The organism is Pseudobutyrivibrio xylanivorans, assembly GCF_010906925.1.
GTDB lineage: Bacteria > Bacillota > Clostridia > Lachnospirales > Lachnospiraceae > Pseudobutyrivibrio.
In genome coordinates, this window is record NZ_VTVE01000001.1 from 1,200,164 (window position 1) to 1,221,718 (window position 21,555).

22 protein-coding genes are annotated in these 21,555 nt (G+C 40.3%); 2 read left to right on the forward strand and 20 right to left on the reverse strand.

The genetic code is table 11. From position 1 onward, the window contains the following. Window positions 1-80: 80 nt before the first annotated feature. From F0Q01_RS05620 to F0Q01_RS05670, 13 genes are all read right to left on the reverse strand, one after another. Window positions 81-674, reverse strand: coding sequence for a regulatory protein RecX (locus tag F0Q01_RS05620; RefSeq protein WP_090487096.1), 594 nt, complete (start codon window positions 672-674; stop codon window positions 81-83). A 2-nt stretch (window positions 675-676) separates the two neighbouring features. Next, window positions 677-1,732 carry a recombinase RecA gene (gene recA, locus F0Q01_RS05625; RefSeq protein ID WP_090487098.1) on the reverse strand — a complete coding sequence of 352 codons (1,056 nt, stop codon included), beginning with the start codon at window positions 1,730-1,732 and terminating at the stop codon, window positions 677-679. Between the two features lie 172 nt (window positions 1,733-1,904). Beyond that, window positions 1,905-3,494, reverse strand: a complete 1,590-nt coding sequence (locus F0Q01_RS05630; protein WP_090149243.1) for a peptide chain release factor 3 — start codon at window positions 3,492-3,494, stop codon at window positions 1,905-1,907. A 223-nt stretch (window positions 3,495-3,717) separates the two neighbouring features. After that, on the reverse strand, window positions 3,718-3,891 hold the full coding sequence (rpsU, locus tag F0Q01_RS05635; protein WP_015549455.1) for a 30S ribosomal protein S21: 174 nt from the start codon (window positions 3,889-3,891) through the stop codon (window positions 3,718-3,720). Between the two features lie 107 nt (window positions 3,892-3,998). Beyond that, window positions 3,999-4,121 carry a hypothetical protein gene (locus tag F0Q01_RS13920; RefSeq protein ID WP_279279509.1) on the reverse strand — a complete coding sequence of 41 codons (123 nt, stop codon included), beginning with the start codon at window positions 4,119-4,121 and terminating at the stop codon, window positions 3,999-4,001. Window positions 4,122-4,156: 35 nt separating this feature from the next. Then, window positions 4,157-6,808 (reverse strand): alanine--tRNA ligase, encoded by a 2,652-nt coding sequence (alaS, locus tag F0Q01_RS05640; RefSeq protein ID WP_090487100.1) that lies wholly within the window; start codon window positions 6,806-6,808, stop codon window positions 4,157-4,159. A gap of 19 nt (window positions 6,809-6,827) precedes the next feature. Then, complete coding sequence (locus F0Q01_RS13775; protein WP_177209271.1) at window positions 6,828-6,983, reverse strand: hypothetical protein; 156 nt, start codon at window positions 6,981-6,983, stop codon at window positions 6,828-6,830. A gap of 82 nt (window positions 6,984-7,065) precedes the next feature. After that, window positions 7,066-7,980 carry a cobalamin biosynthesis protein CobD/CbiB gene (locus tag F0Q01_RS05645; RefSeq protein ID WP_090487104.1) on the reverse strand — a complete coding sequence of 305 codons (915 nt, stop codon included), beginning with the start codon at window positions 7,978-7,980 and terminating at the stop codon, window positions 7,066-7,068. A gap of 17 nt (window positions 7,981-7,997) precedes the next feature. After that, entirely contained in the window at window positions 7,998-8,717 is a 720-nt protein-coding gene (locus F0Q01_RS05650; RefSeq protein WP_090149232.1) for an adenosylcobinamide-GDP ribazoletransferase, read from the reverse strand. A gap of 2 nt (window positions 8,718-8,719) precedes the next feature. Further along, complete coding sequence (locus F0Q01_RS05655) at window positions 8,720-9,559, reverse strand: DNA-3-methyladenine glycosylase 2 (protein WP_090487107.1); 840 nt, start codon at window positions 9,557-9,559, stop codon at window positions 8,720-8,722. A gap of 1 nt (window position 9,560) precedes the next feature. Continuing rightward, window positions 9,561-10,322, reverse strand: coding sequence for an MBL fold metallo-hydrolase (locus tag F0Q01_RS05660; RefSeq protein ID WP_090487110.1), 762 nt, complete (start codon window positions 10,320-10,322; stop codon window positions 9,561-9,563). A 92-nt stretch (window positions 10,323-10,414) separates the two neighbouring features. Beyond that, the gene (locus tag F0Q01_RS05665; RefSeq protein ID WP_090149224.1) at window positions 10,415-11,527 is read right to left on the reverse strand and encodes a DUF5692 family protein; all 1,113 of its coding nucleotides are present in this window, start codon (window positions 11,525-11,527) and stop codon (window positions 10,415-10,417) included. Window positions 11,528-11,669: 142 nt separating this feature from the next. Beyond that, a complete protein-coding gene (locus F0Q01_RS05670; protein ID WP_163927160.1) occupies window positions 11,670-12,596 on the reverse strand; it encodes a diacylglycerol/lipid kinase family protein in 927 nt (308 codons plus the stop codon). Between the two features lie 80 nt (window positions 12,597-12,676). On the opposite strand from F0Q01_RS05670, the gene F0Q01_RS05675 reads away from it, so the two are divergent. Continuing rightward, the gene (locus F0Q01_RS05675) at window positions 12,677-13,954 is read left to right on the forward strand and encodes a chloride channel protein (RefSeq protein ID WP_090487118.1); all 1,278 of its coding nucleotides are present in this window, start codon (window positions 12,677-12,679) and stop codon (window positions 13,952-13,954) included. A gap of 114 nt (window positions 13,955-14,068) precedes the next feature. On the opposite strand, the gene F0Q01_RS05680 is transcribed toward F0Q01_RS05675, so the two are convergent. From F0Q01_RS05680 to leuD, 4 genes are all read right to left on the reverse strand, one after another. Then, window positions 14,069-15,310, reverse strand: a complete 1,242-nt coding sequence (locus F0Q01_RS05680; protein ID WP_090487121.1) for a homoaconitate hydratase family protein — start codon at window positions 15,308-15,310, stop codon at window positions 14,069-14,071. Window positions 15,311-15,324: 14 nt separating this feature from the next. Then, window positions 15,325-15,804, reverse strand: a complete 480-nt coding sequence (locus F0Q01_RS05685) for a 3-isopropylmalate dehydratase (RefSeq protein ID WP_090149213.1) — start codon at window positions 15,802-15,804, stop codon at window positions 15,325-15,327. 1 nt (window position 15,805) lies between these two features. Beyond that, a complete protein-coding gene (locus F0Q01_RS05690) occupies window positions 15,806-17,050 on the reverse strand; it encodes a 3-isopropylmalate dehydratase large subunit (protein WP_090487123.1) in 1,245 nt (414 codons plus the stop codon). A 154-nt stretch (window positions 17,051-17,204) separates the two neighbouring features. Further along, window positions 17,205-17,672: a 3-isopropylmalate dehydratase small subunit gene (gene leuD, locus F0Q01_RS05695; protein ID WP_090149208.1), complete on the reverse strand. Its 468-nt coding sequence runs from the start codon at window positions 17,670-17,672 to the stop codon at window positions 17,205-17,207. 155 nt (window positions 17,673-17,827) lie between these two features. Here leuD and F0Q01_RS05700 point away from each other — a divergent pair, with 155 nt between their 5' ends. Next, window positions 17,828-18,340 (forward strand): YgjV family protein, encoded by a 513-nt coding sequence (locus tag F0Q01_RS05700; RefSeq protein WP_090487126.1) that lies wholly within the window; start codon window positions 17,828-17,830, stop codon window positions 18,338-18,340. On the opposite strand, the gene F0Q01_RS05705 is transcribed toward F0Q01_RS05700, so the two are convergent. The 3 genes from F0Q01_RS05705 to F0Q01_RS05715 all read right to left on the reverse strand — a co-directional run bounded on the left by F0Q01_RS05705 (window position 18,284) and on the right by F0Q01_RS05715 (window position 21,537). Further along, window positions 18,284-19,498 carry an EAL domain-containing protein gene (locus tag F0Q01_RS05705; RefSeq protein ID WP_090487128.1) on the reverse strand — a complete coding sequence of 405 codons (1,215 nt, stop codon included), beginning with the start codon at window positions 19,496-19,498 and terminating at the stop codon, window positions 18,284-18,286. The two genes, F0Q01_RS05700 and F0Q01_RS05705, sit on opposite strands and share 57 nt — an antisense overlap. A 27-nt stretch (window positions 19,499-19,525) precedes the next feature. Then, window positions 19,526-20,695: an alanine racemase gene (alr, locus tag F0Q01_RS05710; RefSeq protein WP_090149198.1), complete on the reverse strand. Its 1,170-nt coding sequence runs from the start codon at window positions 20,693-20,695 to the stop codon at window positions 19,526-19,528. A 104-nt stretch (window positions 20,696-20,799) separates the two neighbouring features. Then, window positions 20,800-21,537 carry an amino acid ABC transporter ATP-binding protein gene (locus F0Q01_RS05715; RefSeq protein WP_163927162.1) on the reverse strand — a complete coding sequence of 246 codons (738 nt, stop codon included), beginning with the start codon at window positions 21,535-21,537 and terminating at the stop codon, window positions 20,800-20,802. Window positions 21,538-21,555: the final 18 nt, after the last annotated feature.

The window sequence follows — 21,555 nt, forward strand, 5'->3', positions numbered from 1 at the left end:
ATATAGTAGTCAGGCAAGGGCTTTACAATACTTTCATACAATAAGTAATATACTATGGGTATTTGTCCATAAAGCAACAGTTAATTTAAAGCTCTATTTATAGCCTCCGATGAGTATCCTCGTCCTGCTAAAAAGCGATACATCTTTGCCTTCTGTTCATAGGTAGCCTCATCAGGATTGTATTCCTTTTTCTCTAGTAGGCGCTGAATCTGGTCGGTCTCATCACAGGTATATTCGTCTTCAAGAGCCCGCTCTATTACATCAGATTTAATGCCCTTATTCATCAAGTCCTGCTGTATACGCCGCTTACTGCGAGAATCCATATAAAAACGAATATGACTACATGCCATCCTATAGTCATCTAAATAGCCATAATCATCTATGTAGGCTATGGCAATATCAATTATATCCGAAGGATATCCGCCCTCTCTCAGCTTGTCTCTTAGGTTCTTCTCAGAGCGATCCTGCTTTTCCAAAAGATGAAGAGCCCTCTTTTTACAACGAGGTATCAAAATATCCGCACATATCTGCTGATAATCTGATGAAGATAACTCTGCCCCCTCCTCTATACCATAACTTTCATATTCTTTTTTATATAGAACAAAATCTGTCCCGCTATCGAGACAGATTTTCGCTCTTCCCTTTGTTAACTTAACAAGAGACTTAACATACATGATTATTCAATAACCTCTGCTGGAATATCTTCCTTTTCTCCACCAACTAAACCGATTTCAGTCTCATCTGCCTCAGCATAATGATCGCGAATAGCAGATGCAATCTCCTCGCATACATCTGGATTCTGCTTGAGATAAAGCTTAGCATTCTCACGGCCCTGGCCAATCTTCTCACCAAGGTAAGCATACCAAGCGCCAGACTTCTGAACGATATCCAAATTAGTAGCTACATCAAGAATATCACCCTCACGAGAGATACCCTCACCAAACATAATATCAAACTCTGCCTCTCTGAAAGGAGGTGCGATCTTGTTCTTTACAATCTTTGCACGAGTTCTATTACCGATAACCTCGCCACCCTGCTTTAATGCCTCGATACGACGAACATCGATACGTACTGAAGCATAGAACTTAAGAGCACGACCACCAGTTGTAGTCTCTGGATTACCAAACATAACGCCTACCTTCTCACGAAGCTGGTTGATAAAGATAACTACGCAGTTAGTCTTAGCTACAATACCTGTAAGCTTTCTCATAGCCTGAGACATAAGACGTGCATGAAGACCAACATGAGAATCACCCATATCGCCATCAATCTCTGCCTTTGGTACAAGGGCTGCAACTGAGTCGACTACGATAATATCCATAGCTCCTGAACGAACCATAGTCTCTGTAATCTCAAGAGCCTGCTCACCATTATCAGGCTGTGAAATGTATAAGTCGTCAATATTAACACCAATTGCCTTAGCGTATTTAGGATCAAGGGCATGCTCAGCATCGATGAAACCTGCAATACCGCCTGCCTTCTGAACCTCTGCTACTGCATGAAGTGCAAGTGTAGTCTTACCAGATGATTCTGGTCCATATATCTCAATAATACGGCCCTTAGGGAATCCACCCTGACCAAGAGCAATATCAAGGCTGATAGAACCAGTAGGAACTGTCTCTACCTGAATATTAGCTCCCTCACCGAGCTTCATAACTGAACCCTTACCGTACTGCTTCTCAATCTGTGAAATAGCCGCATCTAATGCTCTTAATTTATCTTCGTTTGCCATTTTATAAAACCTCCGTTCGGAACAACTGTTCGTTCTTTAAATATAATAATAGATAAACACATAATAAAAGTCAACAACAATTTTGGGAAAAATAAGAAAAAAACAAAAAAGACAGTGGCGACTGCCACTGCCCATTAATATACATGTGATTATCAATATCGTCAAGTCTAAATTAGTCTCGACCAAACTCAGAAAGAACAAGTCCTTCATTTCTATCCTGAACCATACCAACTGACCAAGAATTAACAAACAAAAGAAGTGGTCTATCCTTTAGATCTTTAATCTTCTTCATGTCTGAGGTACCAGAAATCTTGTTGATATCATAGTCTCCCTCAATCCATCTAATATGCTCATAAGGAAGATTCTCAAGACCTATCTCTACATTGTATTCATTGTTAAGACGGTACTTAAGCACATCAAACTGAAGCACACCAACAACACCTACAATAATCTCTTCCATACCTGTATTGTACTCTTGGAAAATCTGGATAGCACCTTCCTGTGCAATCTGTGTAATTCCCTTCATGAACTGCTTACGCTTCATAGTATCAATCTGTCGAACACGTGCAAAATGCTCAGGAGCGAATGTAGGAATTCCTTCGAACTTGAATGTCTTTTTAGCAGAAGTAAATGTATCACCAATGCTGTAAAGACCTGGATCAAACACACCAATAATATCTCCCGCATAAGCCTTGTCTACTATCTTGCGCTCATCAGCCATCATCTGCTGTGGAGCAGAAAGCTTAGACTTACGGCCTCCCTGCACATGAGTGTATTCCTTAGTAGCATCAAATGTACCGGAACAAATACGTAAAAATGCCACTCTATCTCTGTGTGCCTTGTTCATATTAGCCTGAATCTTAAATACAAATGCAGAGAAATCCTCAGAAAATGGACTAATCTCACCTGCATCACTCATACGAGGAAGTGGGCTATATGTCATCTTAAGGAAATGTTCAAGGAAAGTCTCTACACCAAAGTTAGTAAGGGCCGAACCAAAGAATACAGGTGAAAGCTCACCCTTAGTAACAAGGTCCTGATTAAACTCAGCTCCAGCACCATCTAAAAGCTCAAGCTCTTCCATTAACTGTTCGTATTTCTCATCACCGATTTCTTCCTTAAGAGCAGGATCATCGATTGAAAGGATACGCTCTTCGCCCTGCTTTGTACCCTTCTGAGTGTCAGAGAACATGCGAACTGTACGCTCATTTCTGTCGTATACACCCTTGAATTCCTTGCCGGAACCAATTGGCCAGTTAACAGGCACAGTAGCAATACCAAGCTCATTTTCAATATCATCAAGAAGCTCAAATGTATCATTAGCATCTCTATCCATCTTGTTGATAAATGTAAAAATAGGAATATGTCTCATAACGCAGACCTTGAAAAGCTTTCTAGTCTGTGCCTCAACACCCTTAGATGCATCAATAACCATTACTGCAGAATCTGCAGCCATAAGTGTACGATATGTATCCTCTGAGAAATCCTGATGTCCAGGTGTATCAAGAATATTGATGCAATAACCGTCATATTCAAACTGAAGAACCGAAGAAGTAACAGAAATACCTCTCTCCTTCTCGATTTCCATCCAGTCAGAAACTGCATGTCTAGCTGTGGCCTTACCCTTAACAGAACCAGCCAAATTAATCTGTCCACCGTACAATAGGAACTTCTCTGTAAGAGTAGTCTTACCAGCATCGGGATGGGAAATAATCGCAAATGTACGACGTCTCTTTATCTCTTGCTCAACTGTATAAGCCATCTATACCTCCAAACAACCTAAGTCCGCTTGTTACACTCTCAAGCCTGATATTGCTTACGTTCACTAAATGTGAACTTCCGCAACACTCAGAGTTTGATAGTTACAAGCTCATTAAAATACTTTAAGATGCAAAAATAAATTTATCACATACAAACCGAAAAATAGCCTATATCGCCGCGACGATATAGGCCATAACTTCATAGTTTGTAAGCTGTAAAACTGATTAGTATTTACGCTTTCTAGCAGCCTCAGACTTCTTCTTACGCTTTACTGAAGGCTTCTCATAGTGCTCACGCTTACGAATCTCCTGCTGGATGCCAGCCTTAGCACAGTTTCTCTTAAATCTACGAAGAGCGCTGTCTAATGACTCGTTTTCTTTAACTGTAACATATGACATAGTCTAATCCTAACCTCCCTCCATTTGGGGACTTGTACTCATTAATCTAAAAGCACTAACGTGTATTTTAGCATATAATCAATATTTGTCAACTACTTTCTATTTAATTAAAATTCAAAACTAGCAATATATTCGTAATTATCTCCCGGCATAGCAATACCTGGATTAGAAACCTTGAACGATAAGGTCTTTCCACCATCTTTACATTCAAAATAAATATGTTTAAACAAAAAGCCCTAAAGCTATGCTTTAAGGCTTAAATATCTTATAACATTCCCTCGAGAACTATCTTAGCTTCTGCTAATGCATCAGCAATACCTGCTGGGTTCTTGCCGCCGGCCTGAGCCATATTTGGACGACCGCCGCCGCCACCGCCAACCTTTGGTGCGATAGCCTTAACAAGATTACCTGCGTGTGCGCCCTTAGCCTGAGCATCATCTGTTGCCATAACAACAAGGTTAACCTTGCCATCGCAGTCAGATGCAAGAACAATAACGCCCTCACCGAGCTTGCCCTTAAGATCATCGCCAAGATCACGAAGGCCATTCATATCTACACCAGCAACTGAAGTAGCAAGGAGCTTAACGCCCTTAACCTCTACAACTGAATCCATAACATCACCAACGGCTGCCTGAGCTGCCTTAGCCTTTAATGAATCAAGCTCAGAGTTAGCTTCCTTAAGCTGCTTCTGAAGATGTGCGATCTTCTCTTCAACATCAGCTGGCTGGCACTTAAGTGCAGCAGCTGCAGCATTAAGCTTAGCTTCTATATCTGCGTAATACTCAAATACTGCCTGTCCTGTGATAGCCTCGATACGACGTGTACCAGCAGCTACACCAGACTCAGATAAAATCTTGAATGCAGAAATCTCAGAAGTATTTGATACGTGAGTACCACCACAAAGCTCTACTGAGAAATCTCCCATCTTAACTACGCGAACTGTCTCGCCATATTTCTCACCGAAGAGAGCCATAGCTCCAGACTTCTTAGCCTCGTCAATTGACATGATAGCTGTCTCTACTGCAAGTCCCTCAGCAATCTTGTCATTAACCATCTTCTCAACCTTAGCAATTTCCTCTGCAGTCATTGCTGAGAAATGAGAAAAGTCAAAACGTGTTCTATCAGCATCCTGATATGAACCCTTCTGCTCTACGTGTGTACCAAGTACCTCGCGAAGAGCCTTCTGCATAAGGTGAGTAGCTGAGTGGTTCTTGCAGATACGACTTCTGCGTGCAGCATCAACAGTAAGAGTAACTTTCTCTCCTACCTTGATCATGCCAGATACCATCTGTCCAACATGGCCAATCTTGCCACCCTTAAGCTTGATTGTATCCTTAACCTCAAACTCTCCATTAGCAGTAGAAATCACACCTGTATCACCAATCTGACCACCCATAGTAGCGTAGAATGGAGTCTCTGGAACGATGATTGTACCAATCATGCCCTCAGCAAGTGTATCAACTATCTCAGTCTCTGTTGTAAGAACAGTAACAGTAGACTCAGATGTAGTCTTGTCATATCCAACAAACTCAGATGTAACAGCTAAATCGATGTCATCATATACTGATGCATCAGCACCCATGTAGTTAGTCTCTTTACGAGCTGCACGTGCTGTCTGACGCTGCTTCTCCATGCAAGCCTCAAAGCCCTCAGCGTCATAACCGAATCCTTTTTCCTCAAGAATCTCTGCTGTAAGATCAACAGGGAATCCGTAAGTATCATAAAGCTTGAATGTATTCTCGCCTGAAAGCTCCTTAGCACCAGATGCCACAAGCTCCTCTTCCATCTTTGCAAGAATCTCAAGTCCCTTATCGATTGTCTTGTTAAACTGCTCTTCCTCTGCTGTGAGAGTCTTGAAGATAAACTCTCTCTTCTCCCAAAGCTCTGGATAGCCGTCCTTACATTCGTTAATAACTGTCTCAGAAAGCTTAGCCATAAATGTGCCCTTAATTCCAAGTGCACGACCATGCTTAGCAGCACGACGAATAAGACGACGAAGAACATATCCTCTACCCTCGTTAGAAGGTGTAACACCATCAGATACAAGGAAAGTAGATGAACGAATATGATCAGTGATAAGACGAATAGAAACATCATCAAGAGCATCAACCTGATACTGCTTACCAGACATCTCACAAATCTTGTCACGAATAGCCTTCATAGTATCAATATCAAATACAGAGTCCACATCCTGCATAACTACAGCAAGACGCTCAAGTCCCATACCTGTATCGATATTCTTCTGAGCAAGCTCCTCATAACCGCCATGACCATCGCCATTGAACTGAGTAAATACGTTGTTCCAAACCTCCATGTAACGGTCGCAATCACAGCCTACCTTACAGTCTGGCTTGCCACAGCCATATTTTTCACCACGGTCATAGTAAATCTCAGAGCAAGGACCGCAAGGACCTGCACCATGCTCCCAGAAATTATCACACTCACCTGTCTCTGGATCTCTGTAGAATCTAGTGATGCGCTCAGGCGCAACTCCAACTTCCTTAGTCCAGATTTCAAATGCCTCTTCATCCTCACCGTAAATAGATGGATAAAGACGATCAGGATCTAATCCAAGAACTTCTGTTAAGAACTCCCAAGACCATGCAATTGCCTCGTGCTTGAAATAGTCACCAAATGAGAAGTTACCTAACATCTCAAAGAATGTAAGATGACGAGCTGTCTTACCTACATTATCAATATCACCTGTTCTAACACATTTTTGACATGTAGTAACGCGCTTTCTTGGTGGAATCTCCTGTCCTGTGAAGTATGGCTTTAATGGTGCCATACCAGCATTGATAAGCAATAAGCTGTTATCATTGTGTGGTACAAGAGAAAAACTGTTGAGACAAAGATGGTCTTTGCTCTCAAAGAACTCCAAGTAGGCGCGTCTTAAATCATTAACACCGTTATTCAAAACAAAATTCCTCCAAATATTATTCCTCGGAAGAAACCTCTGATGCAGAATCAGCTTCTTTTCTGTTCTTAGATTGACGAAGCTTAACTCCGATGAAGCCTCCCATGATGCCTAAGGCAACGAGTATGATCATCTTTACTAAATAACTTGCAAAACTAGATAAAAATGCAGACATGGCAATTCCTCCTAATTTCCAAATTTTTATTGCATACTTGCTTAAATTATAATCCAAAGCCCAACCAAATTCCACCAGTATTTCAGAAAAATACTAATAAAATAATGAAAATAATTTGGCAAGTTATGAACATATTTCTATGGAGACAAGCGGCCTTTTTAATATCCTTTGGCTCAATAGTCTTATCATCGTCTCCAATAGTCCCATTTTTCAAAGAAACTTCTAACGCACCAGCAAAAGCTGATATCGCCTTATACTTATCTCTAAGATGTATGTATCTGGCATTTCTTCCATTAAATCCGCCAAATGTATGACGTGCGCAAAACAGAGCAACCATTCCAGAAAATCTGCCAGGAATATAATCCACTATCTGATTTAACCTAGCTGGATAATATCCAAAATACTCGTATCTCTTGTCGTGATGTCCCACAATAGAATCCATCAAATCAATAGTCCTATACAAAAATCCTCCTACAGGACCAAACAAGAACATAACAAAAAGTGGGGAAACAGATGAATCCGCCGCCTCGTTTGCAACTTTTGTTGTCACAAGCTCTGACAGTTCCTTCTCATCCATATCGCTTGCATCCACCCCTGAAAATGTAGAAGCTTCTTTTCTAGCCTCTTCTATTCCATCTCCATAATAAGCAGAAACTATCTCTCTTGAAGTGTAATAATTGTAATTTGCATCTAAACATAAGTAGCTGCAAATTATCTCAAATATAACTCCGATAATTGGAGAAATATCATAGGCTAGCACAGTAAAAAATACAATAAGCACAAAAACCGGTGTAAGCACCAAAACAACCAGCCACATACCAAAACTCTTTTGCTTGGCAGGCTCTAGGAGAATCAATTCATCCCCCAGTAGAGCTCTATCTAGATGCTTAATCCATTTTTTCACCGAATCAAATGGACTCCATATGCTATAAATCCTTCCAATAAACACTTCTAATATTGTGGCCAAAAGAAGTGCTATCATATGATATCTAAACATTATTCTCAAACGCTCCCTTATCCAATAGACCTAATAAGACTTATTATAGCTACCGACATAATCCAAGCCGTCTCAAATGAAACAACATAATCATCCTCTAATAAATCAAGATTCTCTGCTGTACTTCTCCTGAAATTATTCATGAACAATAAAAATAATATCACTGTTGCTATAATTGGACAAATCGCAAGGGTCTCATATTCATCACACACGTAGTAAACAAGGTAAATAAATTCAACCACAAGAATCCCAATAGTAACCTTTGATTGGTTAGAATTCTCATTAAAGATTGATGAAAGAAGCCCCACTGTAATTCTCGAAGCAATAAATCCAAACCATACAAGTGGGAAAATATAATCGTAGGTATTAGCCATAGCGATGGTCCAGACGATTATCACCAAAAGAAATCTAAGGACCCCTCTATCTCTACTCTCGCTCCAACTTCTAAATCTATATTTGTAGGTAGGAATGCTATCCACATAAGAAATAAAACCAAGAGCCTGTCTGCCCCCTGTAACAATTATCACAATGAGAATCATACCAAGGGCTTCTACTACGTCATTATAAAAACGGTACCAGCTAAGCATGGACCACCAATAAAGCAAATGGTAAATAATCACTCCAATTAAAGGCACAAATGCCGCCTTGTATTTATCCCCCTCATCCTCATAGTAAGGAAGAGGAATAAAGGAATGAGCTGAAAAAGCATTTACAAATGACTTAAAAAAATTAATCATACCTATTTCTTCTTTCTCTTATGATAGAATTGAAGCTGCTGAATATACCCCTGAAAGCCACTATAGCTTTCGTTTATATAATTCAAATACTCATCCTTAGAGTATGAACTATAGTCCTCAGTTATAATCTTTTTCATCCATGTATCAATAGGATAACTCTCCATAAAATGAAAGCCATAAAGCATGATACAGTTGGCCACCTTGGGGCCAATTCCCTTTATCTTAATCAGTGCATTGTAAGCCTCGTCATATGGAAGAGATGATATTTTCTCTAAATCAATGGAACCATCTAGTACACCTTTTGAAACTCCAATAATATAATCAGCTCTGTATCCAAGGGCTGTACCATCCATCAATTCAGCCTCTGGTATAAAGGCCAGCACCTCTTGCTTTGGAAAATGAATACCATCCGAATATCTATCACAAAGCACCTGAATAGACTTTTTAATCTTAGGAATATTATTGTTTTGAGAAATAATGTAAGAAATGAATACTTCCCACAAATCCTGTCTCAAAATCCTCATGCCAAATGAGTCCATTAGAGACTCTTTCAGGAACTTGTCACTGCTTGCCCTTACACTATCGTTAAATGAAACATAATCTGTCTCAAAGTCAAAATATCTCTGCCAGAAATCCCACTGGGCATCTTCGCATACAAAGTCCCAAGTGTCATTATCTTTATTTAAATAAAAATATACGTCATTATCACCAGAACATGCGCTGTAAGTATCAGGCATGCCATGGGCCCCAGGTGTCTCTCTTTTCATTCTGAAAACCTGTCCAGAATTCATAATAACCTCTGGGTTAAACTCTTCTGCCGAAAGGCTTTTGCTAAAAACCATTTTAGTCCTCTATTTCAAAAATAACATTTTCTCTATCAATATCTATAATTCTATCTCTTAAATTGGCAATGCCAGGACGCTTTTTAAATCTCTCAATCCACTGATATTGACCCCACATATGCATTGGGAAAATGTGGTCACATTCGATATTCTTAACGAAAAATTCCATGCCAAGGAAATATCCATCCTCACCCATTCTGGCATCCATTACCACAAAACCTAAATCAAAATGACGATTCATAATAGGCTTAAGCATTCTCTTGTACTCTCTTCCGTAAACCTCGCCATAAAGCTCGCCTTTGCCCTCTGCATTCCACCAGTTCAAATCTCCTGCATGGTAAATATTAAGTCCATTAACCTGCACAATAAAAGCCACACCTGCATCAGTAGAACGCAATGTCTCAATTACCATATCATCTACCTTATAGGTCTTCATAGAGCCAACGAATTGAATTTTGTTCTTTATAGATAAATCAAATCCATTTCGAATAAGATAATTTCTTCCAAGACGAATATCCTTTGACAAAATGTACTTAATATTATCTCTTGAATCAGCCCACCTGAGATTCTCCAGACACCAGTGGTCCTTGTGACTGTGGCTGGCGAATACATACAGATATTTATTTGGATCAAGCTCTGGCAAGCATCCAGAGAACTCCACCACATCACTTACTACACTCTTATCAAAATAATCAAAAAGCAAGTATCTATCATCCAGCTCCACCATGAAGCAGCTATGCATTATGTAATATACTTTGATCATTATTCTATCCCCATACTATATATTGTATAGTTCTAGTTTAACAAAAAAGCCCAGGCAGTTAAACTGCCTGAGCAATAAAAATCTAATATAGACTATTTAGCTGCACGTGCAAGTGCCTCTTCGTAATCTCTTGTTCCAACGAATACTTCGTTAGAGTATGGATTGCCACCGATTCTGATTGCATTTCTGATAATTACTGAAATACAAATTACGTTAGCTGCAAGAGCTGCCATAGCAACGAAGCCCTGCATTGTAGGATCAGCTGTGATACCCATTGCTGCAATTGCATCGCCTGCAGCTGCTGTCTTACCCTGACCAGCATTGTAAAGAGCGATAGCCTTCTCATAGAGATCCATAGTTGTGATACCAGCCTCTGTTGCTCCACCGTATACACGAGGAAGAACAGCTGCAAATGTTCCCTTTAACTGGAAAAGAGGTACTACCTGTGCCCACATGCACCAAATAGCAAGTGTATTTGCACGGTTCTGAATCCAAGCACCCTTGTTCCAAAGTGCATTAGCAAATGTAGGAGCAAGAAGAAGTGCAACACCACAGTACCATGTATGTGTTGGAAGGTTAAGGTATGTGTACTCGAAATTCCATACATCATATGCAATGATGAACCAGATTGTCATATCTGGCCAAAGCATATCTGACTGGTTCTTGTCCTTTGATGTATAAAGATGTACGCAACCTGTCATACAGAAGATGTTAATCATACCAGCGATAGCGTTAACAACGTTCCACCATCCACCATAGATGAATACACCCTCATTAGAGCACCACCAAGCACCTGAGAAGTCGCCTGTGATTGAGTAAGCTGCAAGAGCAGACTCCATGTCAGAAACATTAGCAATCATGATATTGGCTGCAACGATGAACCATGGCCACCAAGCAAACCATTTTTCCTTACCAATGCCCCACTTGTACTTAATCATCATGAAACCTACGCATCCAATATCAGCTGCGTAAAGTTTGAAGTAGTGGAACCATCCATCCATGTAAGCAACAGTTGGATTAGCGCTGCCACCAAACATGCCAACATGAGCAAGGATAAAGTAAAGAGTAAGAATAGCTGGAATGATTACAAAGATAATCATACCACCGACCTTAGTACGACGACCAAGCTCGTTCATAAGAATTAATCCCGCAAATACAAGGCACCAGCCAAGGATCTGCCAAAGATTTGTAATTTGGAACAACATAATGTGTCCTCCTTATTTAATTATTTATACTTTTGAGAAACTAAATTCTCACACCTCAGTTTTTATTATATCCTTGTGTGGCATTAATAACAATGTTTCAATTGTGAAATTTTTTATACTTTTTTAATATTTTGTATTCACATCAGCCTCTAATCTTAAGGGCATGTGGTATACATTCAAAGGTAATATCCTCAAAAAATCCAACATGTTCCCCATCCACGTGAACACACATCTTATCTTTCATTTGAATTCGAATTTTATCAAAATTTAATAAATCAAATCCACCCTTGCCCTCATGCTTACCTGCCACTAAAACAGGCAAAAGTGTAAGGCATTTTAATCTACTAATATCATGGGCATAAAAAGCTGTAAGATATCCAGAATCCGGTTTAGCATTTGGCGCCATAGGAATACCGCCTCCTTCTGCCCTACAATTCATAGCCGCAGCAAAAATCGTTCCATTTACATCCTTCTCCTCCACCTCATCTTTAAACCATCGAGTAATGTGAGCATCAGAAAATGGCATTGTAAAGATATCTCCAACTGTAAGTAGTCCATAAGTAGCAGAACCAAGGCCAAATTTATTAAGGAATTTTTTAAGCTTACTAGTGAGGGCCTGCAAGCATACATAGGCATCCACTCCAATTCCAGAGCTCACGCCAAATAGACGCTGGCCACCATCATAAATGACCTTTCCCATATCAAAAATTTTGTACTCTTCTGTAGCTAATGCCCTTTTTAATATTTCAAGGGCATCCCCTTCAAGGCCTATTCCACTAACAAAATCATTGGCAGAACCAGAAGGCAGTGGTGTATACAAGGTATTTTCAAAGTCCACTATTCCATTCAAAGCCTCATTTAAAGTGCCATCACCGCCCATAACAAACAAAGCCACCTTCTGGCCGGAGCTAGTAGCTGCCTTTGCAAATTCAGTAGCGTCATTGGCCCCTGCAGTAAAATGAGCCTCATACTCAATATTCTCAGACTTAAGATAAGCCTCCAGCTCATCCCAAACATCTGCAGCCCTTCCAGTACGAGATGCTTTATTTACAATAAAAATATTTTTCATAATTATCCTCATTTTTTCTTTTACATTTCATATTTAAATGATAGCATAATAGCGAAAATAAATGAAAGGTGCTAAAGAAAATGATCACTCAAGAAAAGAAACAATACTACGCTCACAAGGTACAACACAACGGAACTCGTGCTCTTTCGGTTGTCAATTGGACTATAGGAGCTATTTTAGTAGGAATAATTGTTGGATTATTCGCCGGTTCTTTCGGCCTTTCTATGAGATATATAATAAAGACTCGTGAGACTTACCCATGGCTTATCTATCTATTGCCAGTGGGTGCAATCATAATCACTTTCATATATAAAAAGATTCTCAAGGTCAAGGACAGTGGAACAAACACAGTCATCGCAGCCATCCAGTCTGACGAGGTACTTCCACTTAGACTTGCCCCATTGATTTATATATCCACTCTAATCACTCATCTTGTAGGTGGTTCTGCCGGTCGAGAGGGTGCTGCCCTTCAAATGGGTGGTGCCATTGGAAATGGCATCGGACGTGCTTTCAAGCTTAACTCAACAGACAAGAAAACAATGATAATGTGTGGTATGAGTGCCGCATTCTCTGCACTTTTTGGTACCCCTATGGCTGCCGCCATTTTTTCAATGGAGGTTATCTCGGTTGGAATCATGCATTATGCAGCATTAGTTCCTTGTGTAATCTCATCACTAGTAGCCAGAGCTATCGCCTCATATTTGGGACTACACGCAGAGCAATACCCAATTGGAGCTATTCCTAAATTCGGAATTAAAAACGCCATTATAATATGCCTATTTGCTATAATATGCGGATTTGTATCCATCGTATTTTGCCTCTTTATGCACAAATACGAGAGTTTCTTATCTAACAAGCTTAAAAATCCATACATTAAAGGATTAGTTGGTGGTACATCCGTATTACTACTCACACTTATAGTCGGCTCACAAACTTACAACAGTACAGGTTCAGCCATCATTGAGTCTTGCTTCACTGGTGCTACTATTGGACTCGAAGTATTCGTCCTTAAAATAATATTCACCACCCTCACATTATCCTGTGGATACAAAGGTGGTGAAATCGTTCCTACTCTTTTCATAGGCGCCACATTAGGCGCAGCAATGGGACCAATCCTTGGCCTATCCCCAGCATTGCTTGCTGCAGTTGGAATGGGCGCCCTTTTCTGTGGCGTAACCAATTGTCCTGTAGCCAGCCTTCTGATTTGCTTCGAGCTCTTTGGATATGAACCAATGCCATATTTCCTACTTGGCGTATCCTTCAGCTATTGGGTATCCGGATATTCAGGACTCTACCGCGCACAAAAAATCGTCTACAGCAAATACAAGAGCAACTATATCGACAAGCACGTACAATAATGACCCTAGGGGACGGGGTCAGTGGTCCATTACGTAATAAAAGAGCCTAAGTTACACCCAAAATGTATGCCTGCGGGAGCATAATAGTATTATGGAATGTAACTTAGGCTTATTTTATGCTTCGGTAATGTAGCCTGCCACGGCAGTTGCTGCGGCAGTTGCTGGACTAGCCAAGTAAATCTGTACTTTGCTGGTACCCATTCGACCAAGGAAATTACGATTGTTAGTGGCTACCACTACCTCATCATCAGAGAGGATTCCGCCACCACGTCCACAGCAAAGTCCACATCCAGGTGTTGTTATAATAGCACCTGCATCAGATAAAATCTCAAGAGTGCCATCTGCAAGAGCCTCGCGGTATATTTTGCGGCTAGCAGGTGTAACAATCATCTTTACAAATGGAGCTACATGCTTGCCCTTCATGTAGGCTGCAGCAGTTCTCAAATCTTCTAATCTTCCATTAGTACAAGAACCAAGGAATACCTGATTTACCTTTGTACCCTTAATTTCAGAAACTGGCTTAATATTATCAACAAGAGATGGACAAGCGCATACAGGAACAAAATCTTCAGCTCTATATCTCATAACTTTTGTATATGTAGCATCTCCGTCTGGCTGAAGCGCTTTCACTGAATCATCATAAGGAATCCTGCAGTAATCGCATGTCTTCTCATCTGGAACAAATACGCCGCATTTAGCACCAGCCTCAACAGACATATTAGACATGGTCATACGACTAGCGACACTCATAGCATCTACTGTGGAGCCGCCAAACTCAAGTGCCTGATATGTAGCTCCTGAAGCAGTTAAGTCCCCAATAATTCTAAGGATTACATCTTTTGATGTAACATTTCCAGGAAGTGTTCCATCGATTTCTACTCGAATTGTCTCTGGTACCTTTATCCAAAGCTGACCTGTACCTAAAATACCAGCCATCTCTGTATAACCTATACCAGTAGAAAAAGCACCTACACATCCATAAGTTACAGTGTGGCTATCTGTACCAAACGCGATATCACCAGGCTTTACATAGCCTGCCTCAGTCATAAGCTGATGGCAAATACCATCTGTACGATGAACTCTCTTAATTCCATATTTGTCAGCAAATTCATCGCCAGCTCTAAAGTGTCTACTGTCATCCACCTGTGTTGCAGGAAGGAAGTGATCATAAATCAAAACAACACTATCTGGATTTGCGACCTTATCAAATCCCATTTCTTCGAATTTCTGCACTGCAAAAGGAACCATGATGTCATCAATCATGCACCAATCAACATCTACAGTAACTATATCACCAGGCTTAACCTCATGGCCAACCTTGTTTCCGATTATCTTTTCAATAAGTGTGTGTCCCATTGTACTCTCCAAAATTAATCTAATCCGTTGCGCTTTCTCATTGCCTTTACAAGGCCACCTGCTTCAAGAATCTCAGTAAGATTCTCTGGTAAGCTGGCAATTGGGTATGATTTACCATTTACCTTTATTTCCTTACCAGGGATAACTTCTGCCTCGTCTCCTTCGCTTACCTCATCATATAAATCAGGCTGCTCAATAAGAAGCAATCCATTGTTAATTGCGTTTCTAAAGAAAATTCTGGCAAATGACTTTGCAACTATGCATGAAATTCCAAGAGCCTTAACCACCTCTGGGGCCTGCTCACGAGATGAACCGCAGCCAAAATTGTTGCCAGCTACAATCATATCTCCCGGCTGAATCTTGCCCGCCAACTCTGGTCTAAGTGGAGAAAAAGCATATGGTTTCATCTGCTCTACTGTCTCAAAAGCCAAATATTCTGTAGGCAAAATAATATCTGTATCTATATCATTGTCTAATTTCCAAATCTTGCTCATTTTACACCTCCGCAGATGTGATATAGCCAGCAATAGCTGATGCCGTTACTGTAGCTGCACTCGCCAAGTATACGAATGAATCCTTGTGGCCCGCACGTCCCTTAAAGTTTCTAGTACCAGTTGAGATAAGTGTCTCGCCCTCACCGATAACGCCCTGGCATGCGCCCCAACATACAGAACAGTTAGGATTCATAACCATAGCACCTGCTTCCATAAATATATCAAGAAGTCCCTCTTTAAGGGCCTGCTTGTATACGCTGCGGCTGGCAGGAACAACTAAGAAACGAACCTTTGGAGCTACCTTTTTGCCCTTAATAACTGCAGCTCCTACACGTAAATCTTCGATTCGACCATTGTTACAGCTACCAAGGAATGCCTCATCAATTTTAGTTCCCTCACATTCCTTAACAGGAACAATATTGTCTACAAAATGAGGCTTAGCAACGATTGGCTCAATCTCATCTAAATTAATATCAATTACCTGTGAAAATACAGCATCCTCGTCTGATTTAAACAGTGCCTTAGGCTCTCTACCATGCTCCTTAAGATAATCAAGGGCCACCTCATCTACTTCCATTAATGCTGTCTTGGCACCTGCCTCTACACAGAGATTACAAATAGCAATTCTATCAGCAATAGACAAATCCTTAAGACCATCTCCGGCAAACTCCATAGCCTTGTAGTTGGCACCATTTGCAGAAATCTTGCCTATAATACTAAGGATTAAATCTCTTGCATATACACCCTTTTTAAGCTTTCCATGGAGATTAAAACGGATTGTCTCAGGAACTAAAAGCCAAGAAGTACCTGTAACCATAGCATATAAGTAATCTGTACATCCTACACCTGTTCCAAAGGCACCAAGGGCACCGTAAGCGCATGTATGTGAATCTGCACCAAAAATAAGCTCACCTGGACGTACATGATTCTCCATCATAACCTGATGGCAAACACCCTCACCCTCATAAAATGTAATCCCATGCTCTCTAGCGAAATCACGCATCTTTTTATGAGATGCAGCTGTCTTTGGGCTATCTGCAGGAATATTGTGGTCGATAATCCAAACCAGCTTATCCACGTCTGCAATGTGTGGATTTTTTAAATTATTGTACATATCAATAGTAAGATGTGTTGTACCATCATTACTCATCAATCTATCTAAAGTAACTGTCTCAATATCGCCAGCTTTGCAGGATTCCTTGCCTGCGGCAGCAGCAATAATCTTTTCAGCCATAGTCATTCCCATAATTTATTATCTCCTTGTAGTCCGCTTTGTTACGCTCTCAAGCCTGAGTATCACTTACAGTCACTAACATGTGACTTCCAGTAACACTCAGAGCTTGATAGCTACAAAGCTCATATAAATAATTTCAAAAAATAATAATCTAACAGTAATAAGATTATTGATTTAACGAAGCGATTAGACCGCCCTGGTCTAAGATTTCCTGCATCTTCGCTGGAAGTTTGGTACATGAGTATGTCTTGCCATCAACAGTAATCACGCCTTCCTGTAAATCAAGCTCCATCTCATCTCCGTCCTTTACCACATCATAGAGCTCCTTGCTGACTATAACAGGCATGCCAATATTTATAGAATTTCTATAGAAAATACGAGCAAATGATTTTGCGATAACAGCCTTGACCCCAAGTGCCTTTAGCACGCTAGGCGCCTGCTCACGAGATGAACCGCAGCCAAAATTCTCATCAGCTACAACAAAATCTCCCGGCTTCACCTGTGATGCAAAATCTGAGTTTAGAGACTCAAAAGTATGAACCTTCATTTCATCTATTGTTGGGAATAGTAGATACTGAGAAGCGATAATTTGATCTGTATCTACATCTTTGTGAAATCGAAATACCTTACCCATAATTCCTCCTGTTGCCAATATAATTATTCAAACATTGTACCCCAATTCTTTAGTGATTTAAAGGGGTAAATCACACTGTATTCATTTTTAAACTTTAAAAGAGGAAGAATATGGCTTAATATAATGTTCTGCAATTAATTTTAGGAGTATTAAATATGAATTATATTTTAATTGGAAGAATTTTTTCTGTGTTGGCATGTATCCTTATGGTTGTAATCGGATATATTCGCCACAAAAGAACTGTGCTATTAGCTCAGAATGTTCAACTTATATTGTTTACCATTTCTTATGCATTTTTAGGCGGTATGGCAGCTGTTGTCAGCAACATAGTTAGCCTCATAAGAAATCTTATTTGTTTAAAATGGAATTTAAATACACCACTGAAAATCTTTTTCATTGGATTCCAGGGTGTATTCACATACTTTACTACTCAAAACACATGGGTAGATTGGCTTCCATTTTTAGCAGCCACTGCTCTGACCGTCACTCTCAGCTCAAAAAAAGACCTCGTGATCAAGCTTGGCTGCATCGGAAGTACTCTTTGCTTTGGTCTATATGATTTTAATTTACGCAACTGGCTTGTATTTGCCTTTGACGTATTTACCTTTGTATCAAGCTGGATTGGTGTCTACAGGATTCTTTACAGTTCTAGACATACCGATCATTAAAATATCATCTCTATAAGGATGTTTCATTAAATGAACTACTGTTATGAATTCATGAACACCATGTTCAGTTTTAATGTTAACCTCACACTCTACTCTCGTCTTGCCTTCGTTAAATGCTTTAATTAAGGCAGGGCGGGATAAAGTATCTCTGTATTTCTTGCCGCTATCATAATCAGCGCTCATAGCTATTGTAGCTTCTGACATATCATCAATAACACCAGCTGTAGCAGCTTTAAATTTCACACCATCTCTCTGATGCATAAGATAATAGCTATTCTTATAAAGATTTCCAAAGATAATCATGTCATACTCATCTCTAATTGCCTTCAAAAGCAAACTATGAGTACTGAATGTCCCCTGTTTCTTAAGGAAATTATCGTCGTCTACAGTTGGCTGATTATCCATAAGTGCTATTACAAGAAAATCTTCTTTTTTAAGGGGCTTAGAAAAAAGATACCCCTGCACTCTGTCGCAATCCATATTCTGCATGAATTTTAACTGCTCGATTGTCTCAACTCCCTCGGCAATAGTGCTCAAGTTAAGCTTGTTAGCAAAGAAGAAAACTGTCTCAAGTGTGCCTCGACCTCTGTCATCCTGACAGTTGTCTGCAAGAAAAGCCTTGTCAATCTTCAGGAAATTAACAGGTAAATCCTTAACAAACTGTAATGATGTAAAACCTGCTCCAAAATCATCAATCGCAATGCTAACACCTATGTCTGCCACATTGTAGGCCCACTCTTGAATTATGCTAAACTCTACTGCAGCCATGGCTGACTCAGTAATCTCCACCTCAAACATCCTAGGCTGAATGCCATAGGTAGAAAGTAAAGAATTGAGCTTGCGGCTAAAATCTCGTTCCCTTATATGCCATCTAGAAAAATTAACAGCGATAGGTACTGCTGCTTCACCAAGTTCATGTATAGTCCTACAAACTTCCTCTGCCATGAACCAATCCAAAAGGTTGATAGCTTCTGTCTTTTCAAGCTCAGGAATAAAACTATCCGGGCTCACAATTTCCCCATTAGCTTTTTCCCAACGAACTAAAGCCTCTGCACTCACAAGTCGCCCTGTATTAGCGTCGTACTGTGGCTGATAATAGGCCTTAATCTCGCGGCTCTCTATAGCAGCTATGACCTCGTTGATAAATGATGAATTCATATACTCCTCGTTCTAAAAAAATAAACATCACATACGCAACATTAATTCTTTTTCAATAATCTGTCCGTCTCGATAGTAAACACGTGGAACGCGCTTACTAACTGCGCAAGTTAATTCGTAAGGTATCGTGCCGGCAATGCTTGCAAGCTCATCTATCGAGTTCTTCTCGCCAAAAATCTCTACCTCACTGCCTACATCAACTGAAGGCATATCTGTAATATCTATCATGCACATATCCATACAAATCTTTCCACGAAGCTTTGCTGGACCTTCTTTTGTGTATAGACTGCATTTGTTGGAAAGGCTACGTAAGAAACCGTCTGCATAGCCGTATGGTAATACGCCTATTCTAGTAGTCTTATCTGTAACGTACACACCACCGTAGCTTATGGCTGTGCCCTCTGGATAAATCTTGATAGTGCTGACAGTTGTCTTCATAGTCATGGCTGGCTTGAGTCCCATCTGTCTAGCAAACTCGCCATAGCCATAAAGTAAAAGTCCTGGGCGAACCATATCCAGATAAGTGTTCTCAAATCTAGCTACCGCTCCAGTATTTGCACAATGTCTAATGGCAAATTTACGACCAAGCTTTTCCTCTACCGAAGAAATCACGCTAGTAAATAATTCAAATTGATGCTTAGTATAGGCATCGTTCTCATCACCAAACTCATCTGCCTCTGCGAAATGAGTAAATATACCCTCTGCATCAAGTCCCGGCATATTGCAAGCCTCTACAATGCCCTCTACGCCAGTATCAAAATAACCATCATCACATAAATATCCCAGGCGAGACATGCCGGTATCCACCTTAATGTGTACCTTTAACTTTCCGCCACATCTGACTGCCTCTTCGCTATATTCGTCCGCCTTGGCCTTACAAGTGATAGCCTGTGTAATGTGATATTCAATCAAACGGCCCACCTGCTCCTTAGGAGTGTGTCCCAGAATAAGGATAGGCATATCTATTCCGTTAACTCTAAGCTCAAGAGCCTCGTCCGCTGAGCTTACAGCCAAATAATCAGCTCCAAGATCCTGAAGCAGCTTGCTCACCTGAATGCTACCATGACCGTAGGCATCCGCCTTAACAACTCCAAGGAACTTCACATCTGGTCCTATTTTTTCACGAATCTTCTTATAGTTATAGGCAATGGAGTCCAATTTTATCTCGGCCCATGTCCTTCTCAATGTTGATTCCATTATAAATCATCTCCTAATAAATTGTAACAATACTTATTATAATCATTTATAAAAAAAACGAAACCCTCTAATGCAACCTTAGAGGGTTAGTTTAAGTCATATTATTACAATACTTTTGAGAGGAAATCTTTCAAGCGCTGGCTCTGTGGAAAATTAAAGATTTCAGCAGGTGTTCCCTCTTCTTTAATTCCCTTCTCATCGAAGAACATAACTCTGTCAGCAACTTCTTTTGCAAATCCCATCTCGTGTGTGACAACCACCATTGTCATACCGTCATCAGCAAGTTCCTTCATAAGTGAAAGTACCTCGCCAACCATCTCTGGGTCTAGAGCACTAGTAGGCTCATCAAAAAGAATAACCTCTGGATTCATAGCAAGTGTACGTGCAATTGCTATACGCTGCTTTTGTCCGCCTGAAAGGCTATCTGGATATGCATCCGCCTTGTCAGAAAGACCAACTCTCTCTAGAAGCTCAACAGCTTTTGCATCAGCCTCAGACTCGCTCATGATTCCAAGCTTAACAGGAGCAAGTGTTAAATTCTTTTTGATAGTTAAATGTGGGAATAAATTAAAATGCTGGAAAACCATTCCCACACGACGGCGAACATCGTTTATATCAACTCCCTTTGCTGTTATATCCTCGCCATCAACATATATAGCTCCGCTAGTTGCCTCCTCAAGCTGGTTAAGTGTACGAATAAATGTAGACTTACCACAACCAGAAGGTCCGATAATAGCGATAACCTCGCCTTTTTCAATTTGCATATTTACATTTGAAAGAACCTCGTTGTCACCAAATGACTTAGAAAGATTCTCAACTTTTATCAAAATTTCGTTACCCATTATTCTATCCTCTTTCTA

Bases quoted from the DNA above. Each gene is read 5' to 3' on its own strand.
- F0Q01_RS05620 (WP_090487096.1), bottom strand. From the start codon at position 674: ATGTATGTTAAGTCTCTTGTTAAGTTAACAAAGGGAAGAGCGAAAATC.
- recA (WP_090487098.1), bottom strand. From the start codon at position 1,732: ATGGCAAACGAAGATAAATTAAGAGCATTAGATGCGGCTATTTCACAG.
- F0Q01_RS05630 (WP_090149243.1), bottom strand. From the start codon at position 3,494: ATGGCTTATACAGTTGAGCAAGAGATAAAGAGACGTCGTACATTTGCG.
- rpsU (WP_015549455.1), bottom strand. From the start codon at position 3,891: ATGTCATATGTTACAGTTAAAGAAAACGAGTCATTAGACAGCGCTCTT.
- F0Q01_RS13775 (WP_177209271.1), bottom strand. From the start codon at position 6,983: ATGTCTGCATTTTTATCTAGTTTTGCAAGTTATTTAGTAAAGATGATC.
- F0Q01_RS05645 (WP_090487104.1), bottom strand. From the start codon at position 7,980: ATGTTTAGATATCATATGATAGCACTTCTTTTGGCCACAATATTAGAA.
- F0Q01_RS05650 (WP_090149232.1), bottom strand. From the start codon at position 8,717: ATGATTAATTTTTTTAAGTCATTTGTAAATGCTTTTTCAGCTCATTCC.
- F0Q01_RS05655 (WP_090487107.1), bottom strand. From the start codon at position 9,559: ATGGTTTTTAGCAAAAGCCTTTCGGCAGAAGAGTTTAACCCAGAGGTT.
- F0Q01_RS05660 (WP_090487110.1), bottom strand. From the start codon at position 10,322: ATGATCAAAGTATATTACATAATGCATAGCTGCTTCATGGTGGAGCTG.
- F0Q01_RS05665 (WP_090149224.1), bottom strand. From the start codon at position 11,527: ATGTTGTTCCAAATTACAAATCTTTGGCAGATCCTTGGCTGGTGCCTT.
- F0Q01_RS05670 (WP_163927160.1), bottom strand. From the start codon at position 12,596: ATGAAAAATATTTTTATTGTAAATAAAGCATCTCGTACTGGAAGGGCT.
- F0Q01_RS05675 (WP_090487118.1), top strand. From the start codon at position 12,677: ATGATCACTCAAGAAAAGAAACAATACTACGCTCACAAGGTACAACAC.
- F0Q01_RS05680 (WP_090487121.1), bottom strand. From the start codon at position 15,310: ATGGGACACACACTTATTGAAAAGATAATCGGAAACAAGGTTGGCCAT.
- F0Q01_RS05685 (WP_090149213.1), bottom strand. From the start codon at position 15,804: ATGAGCAAGATTTGGAAATTAGACAATGATATAGATACAGATATTATT.
- F0Q01_RS05690 (WP_090487123.1), bottom strand. From the start codon at position 17,050: ATGGGAATGACTATGGCTGAAAAGATTATTGCTGCTGCCGCAGGCAAG.
- leuD (WP_090149208.1), bottom strand. From the start codon at position 17,672: ATGGGTAAGGTATTTCGATTTCACAAAGATGTAGATACAGATCAAATT.
- F0Q01_RS05700 (WP_090487126.1), top strand. From the start codon at position 17,828: ATGAATTATATTTTAATTGGAAGAATTTTTTCTGTGTTGGCATGTATC.
- F0Q01_RS05705 (WP_090487128.1), bottom strand. From the start codon at position 19,498: ATGAATTCATCATTTATCAACGAGGTCATAGCTGCTATAGAGAGCCGC.
- alr (WP_090149198.1), bottom strand. From the start codon at position 20,695: ATGGAATCAACATTGAGAAGGACATGGGCCGAGATAAAATTGGACTCC.
- F0Q01_RS05715 (WP_163927162.1), bottom strand. From the start codon at position 21,537: ATGGGTAACGAAATTTTGATAAAAGTTGAGAATCTTTCTAAGTCATTT.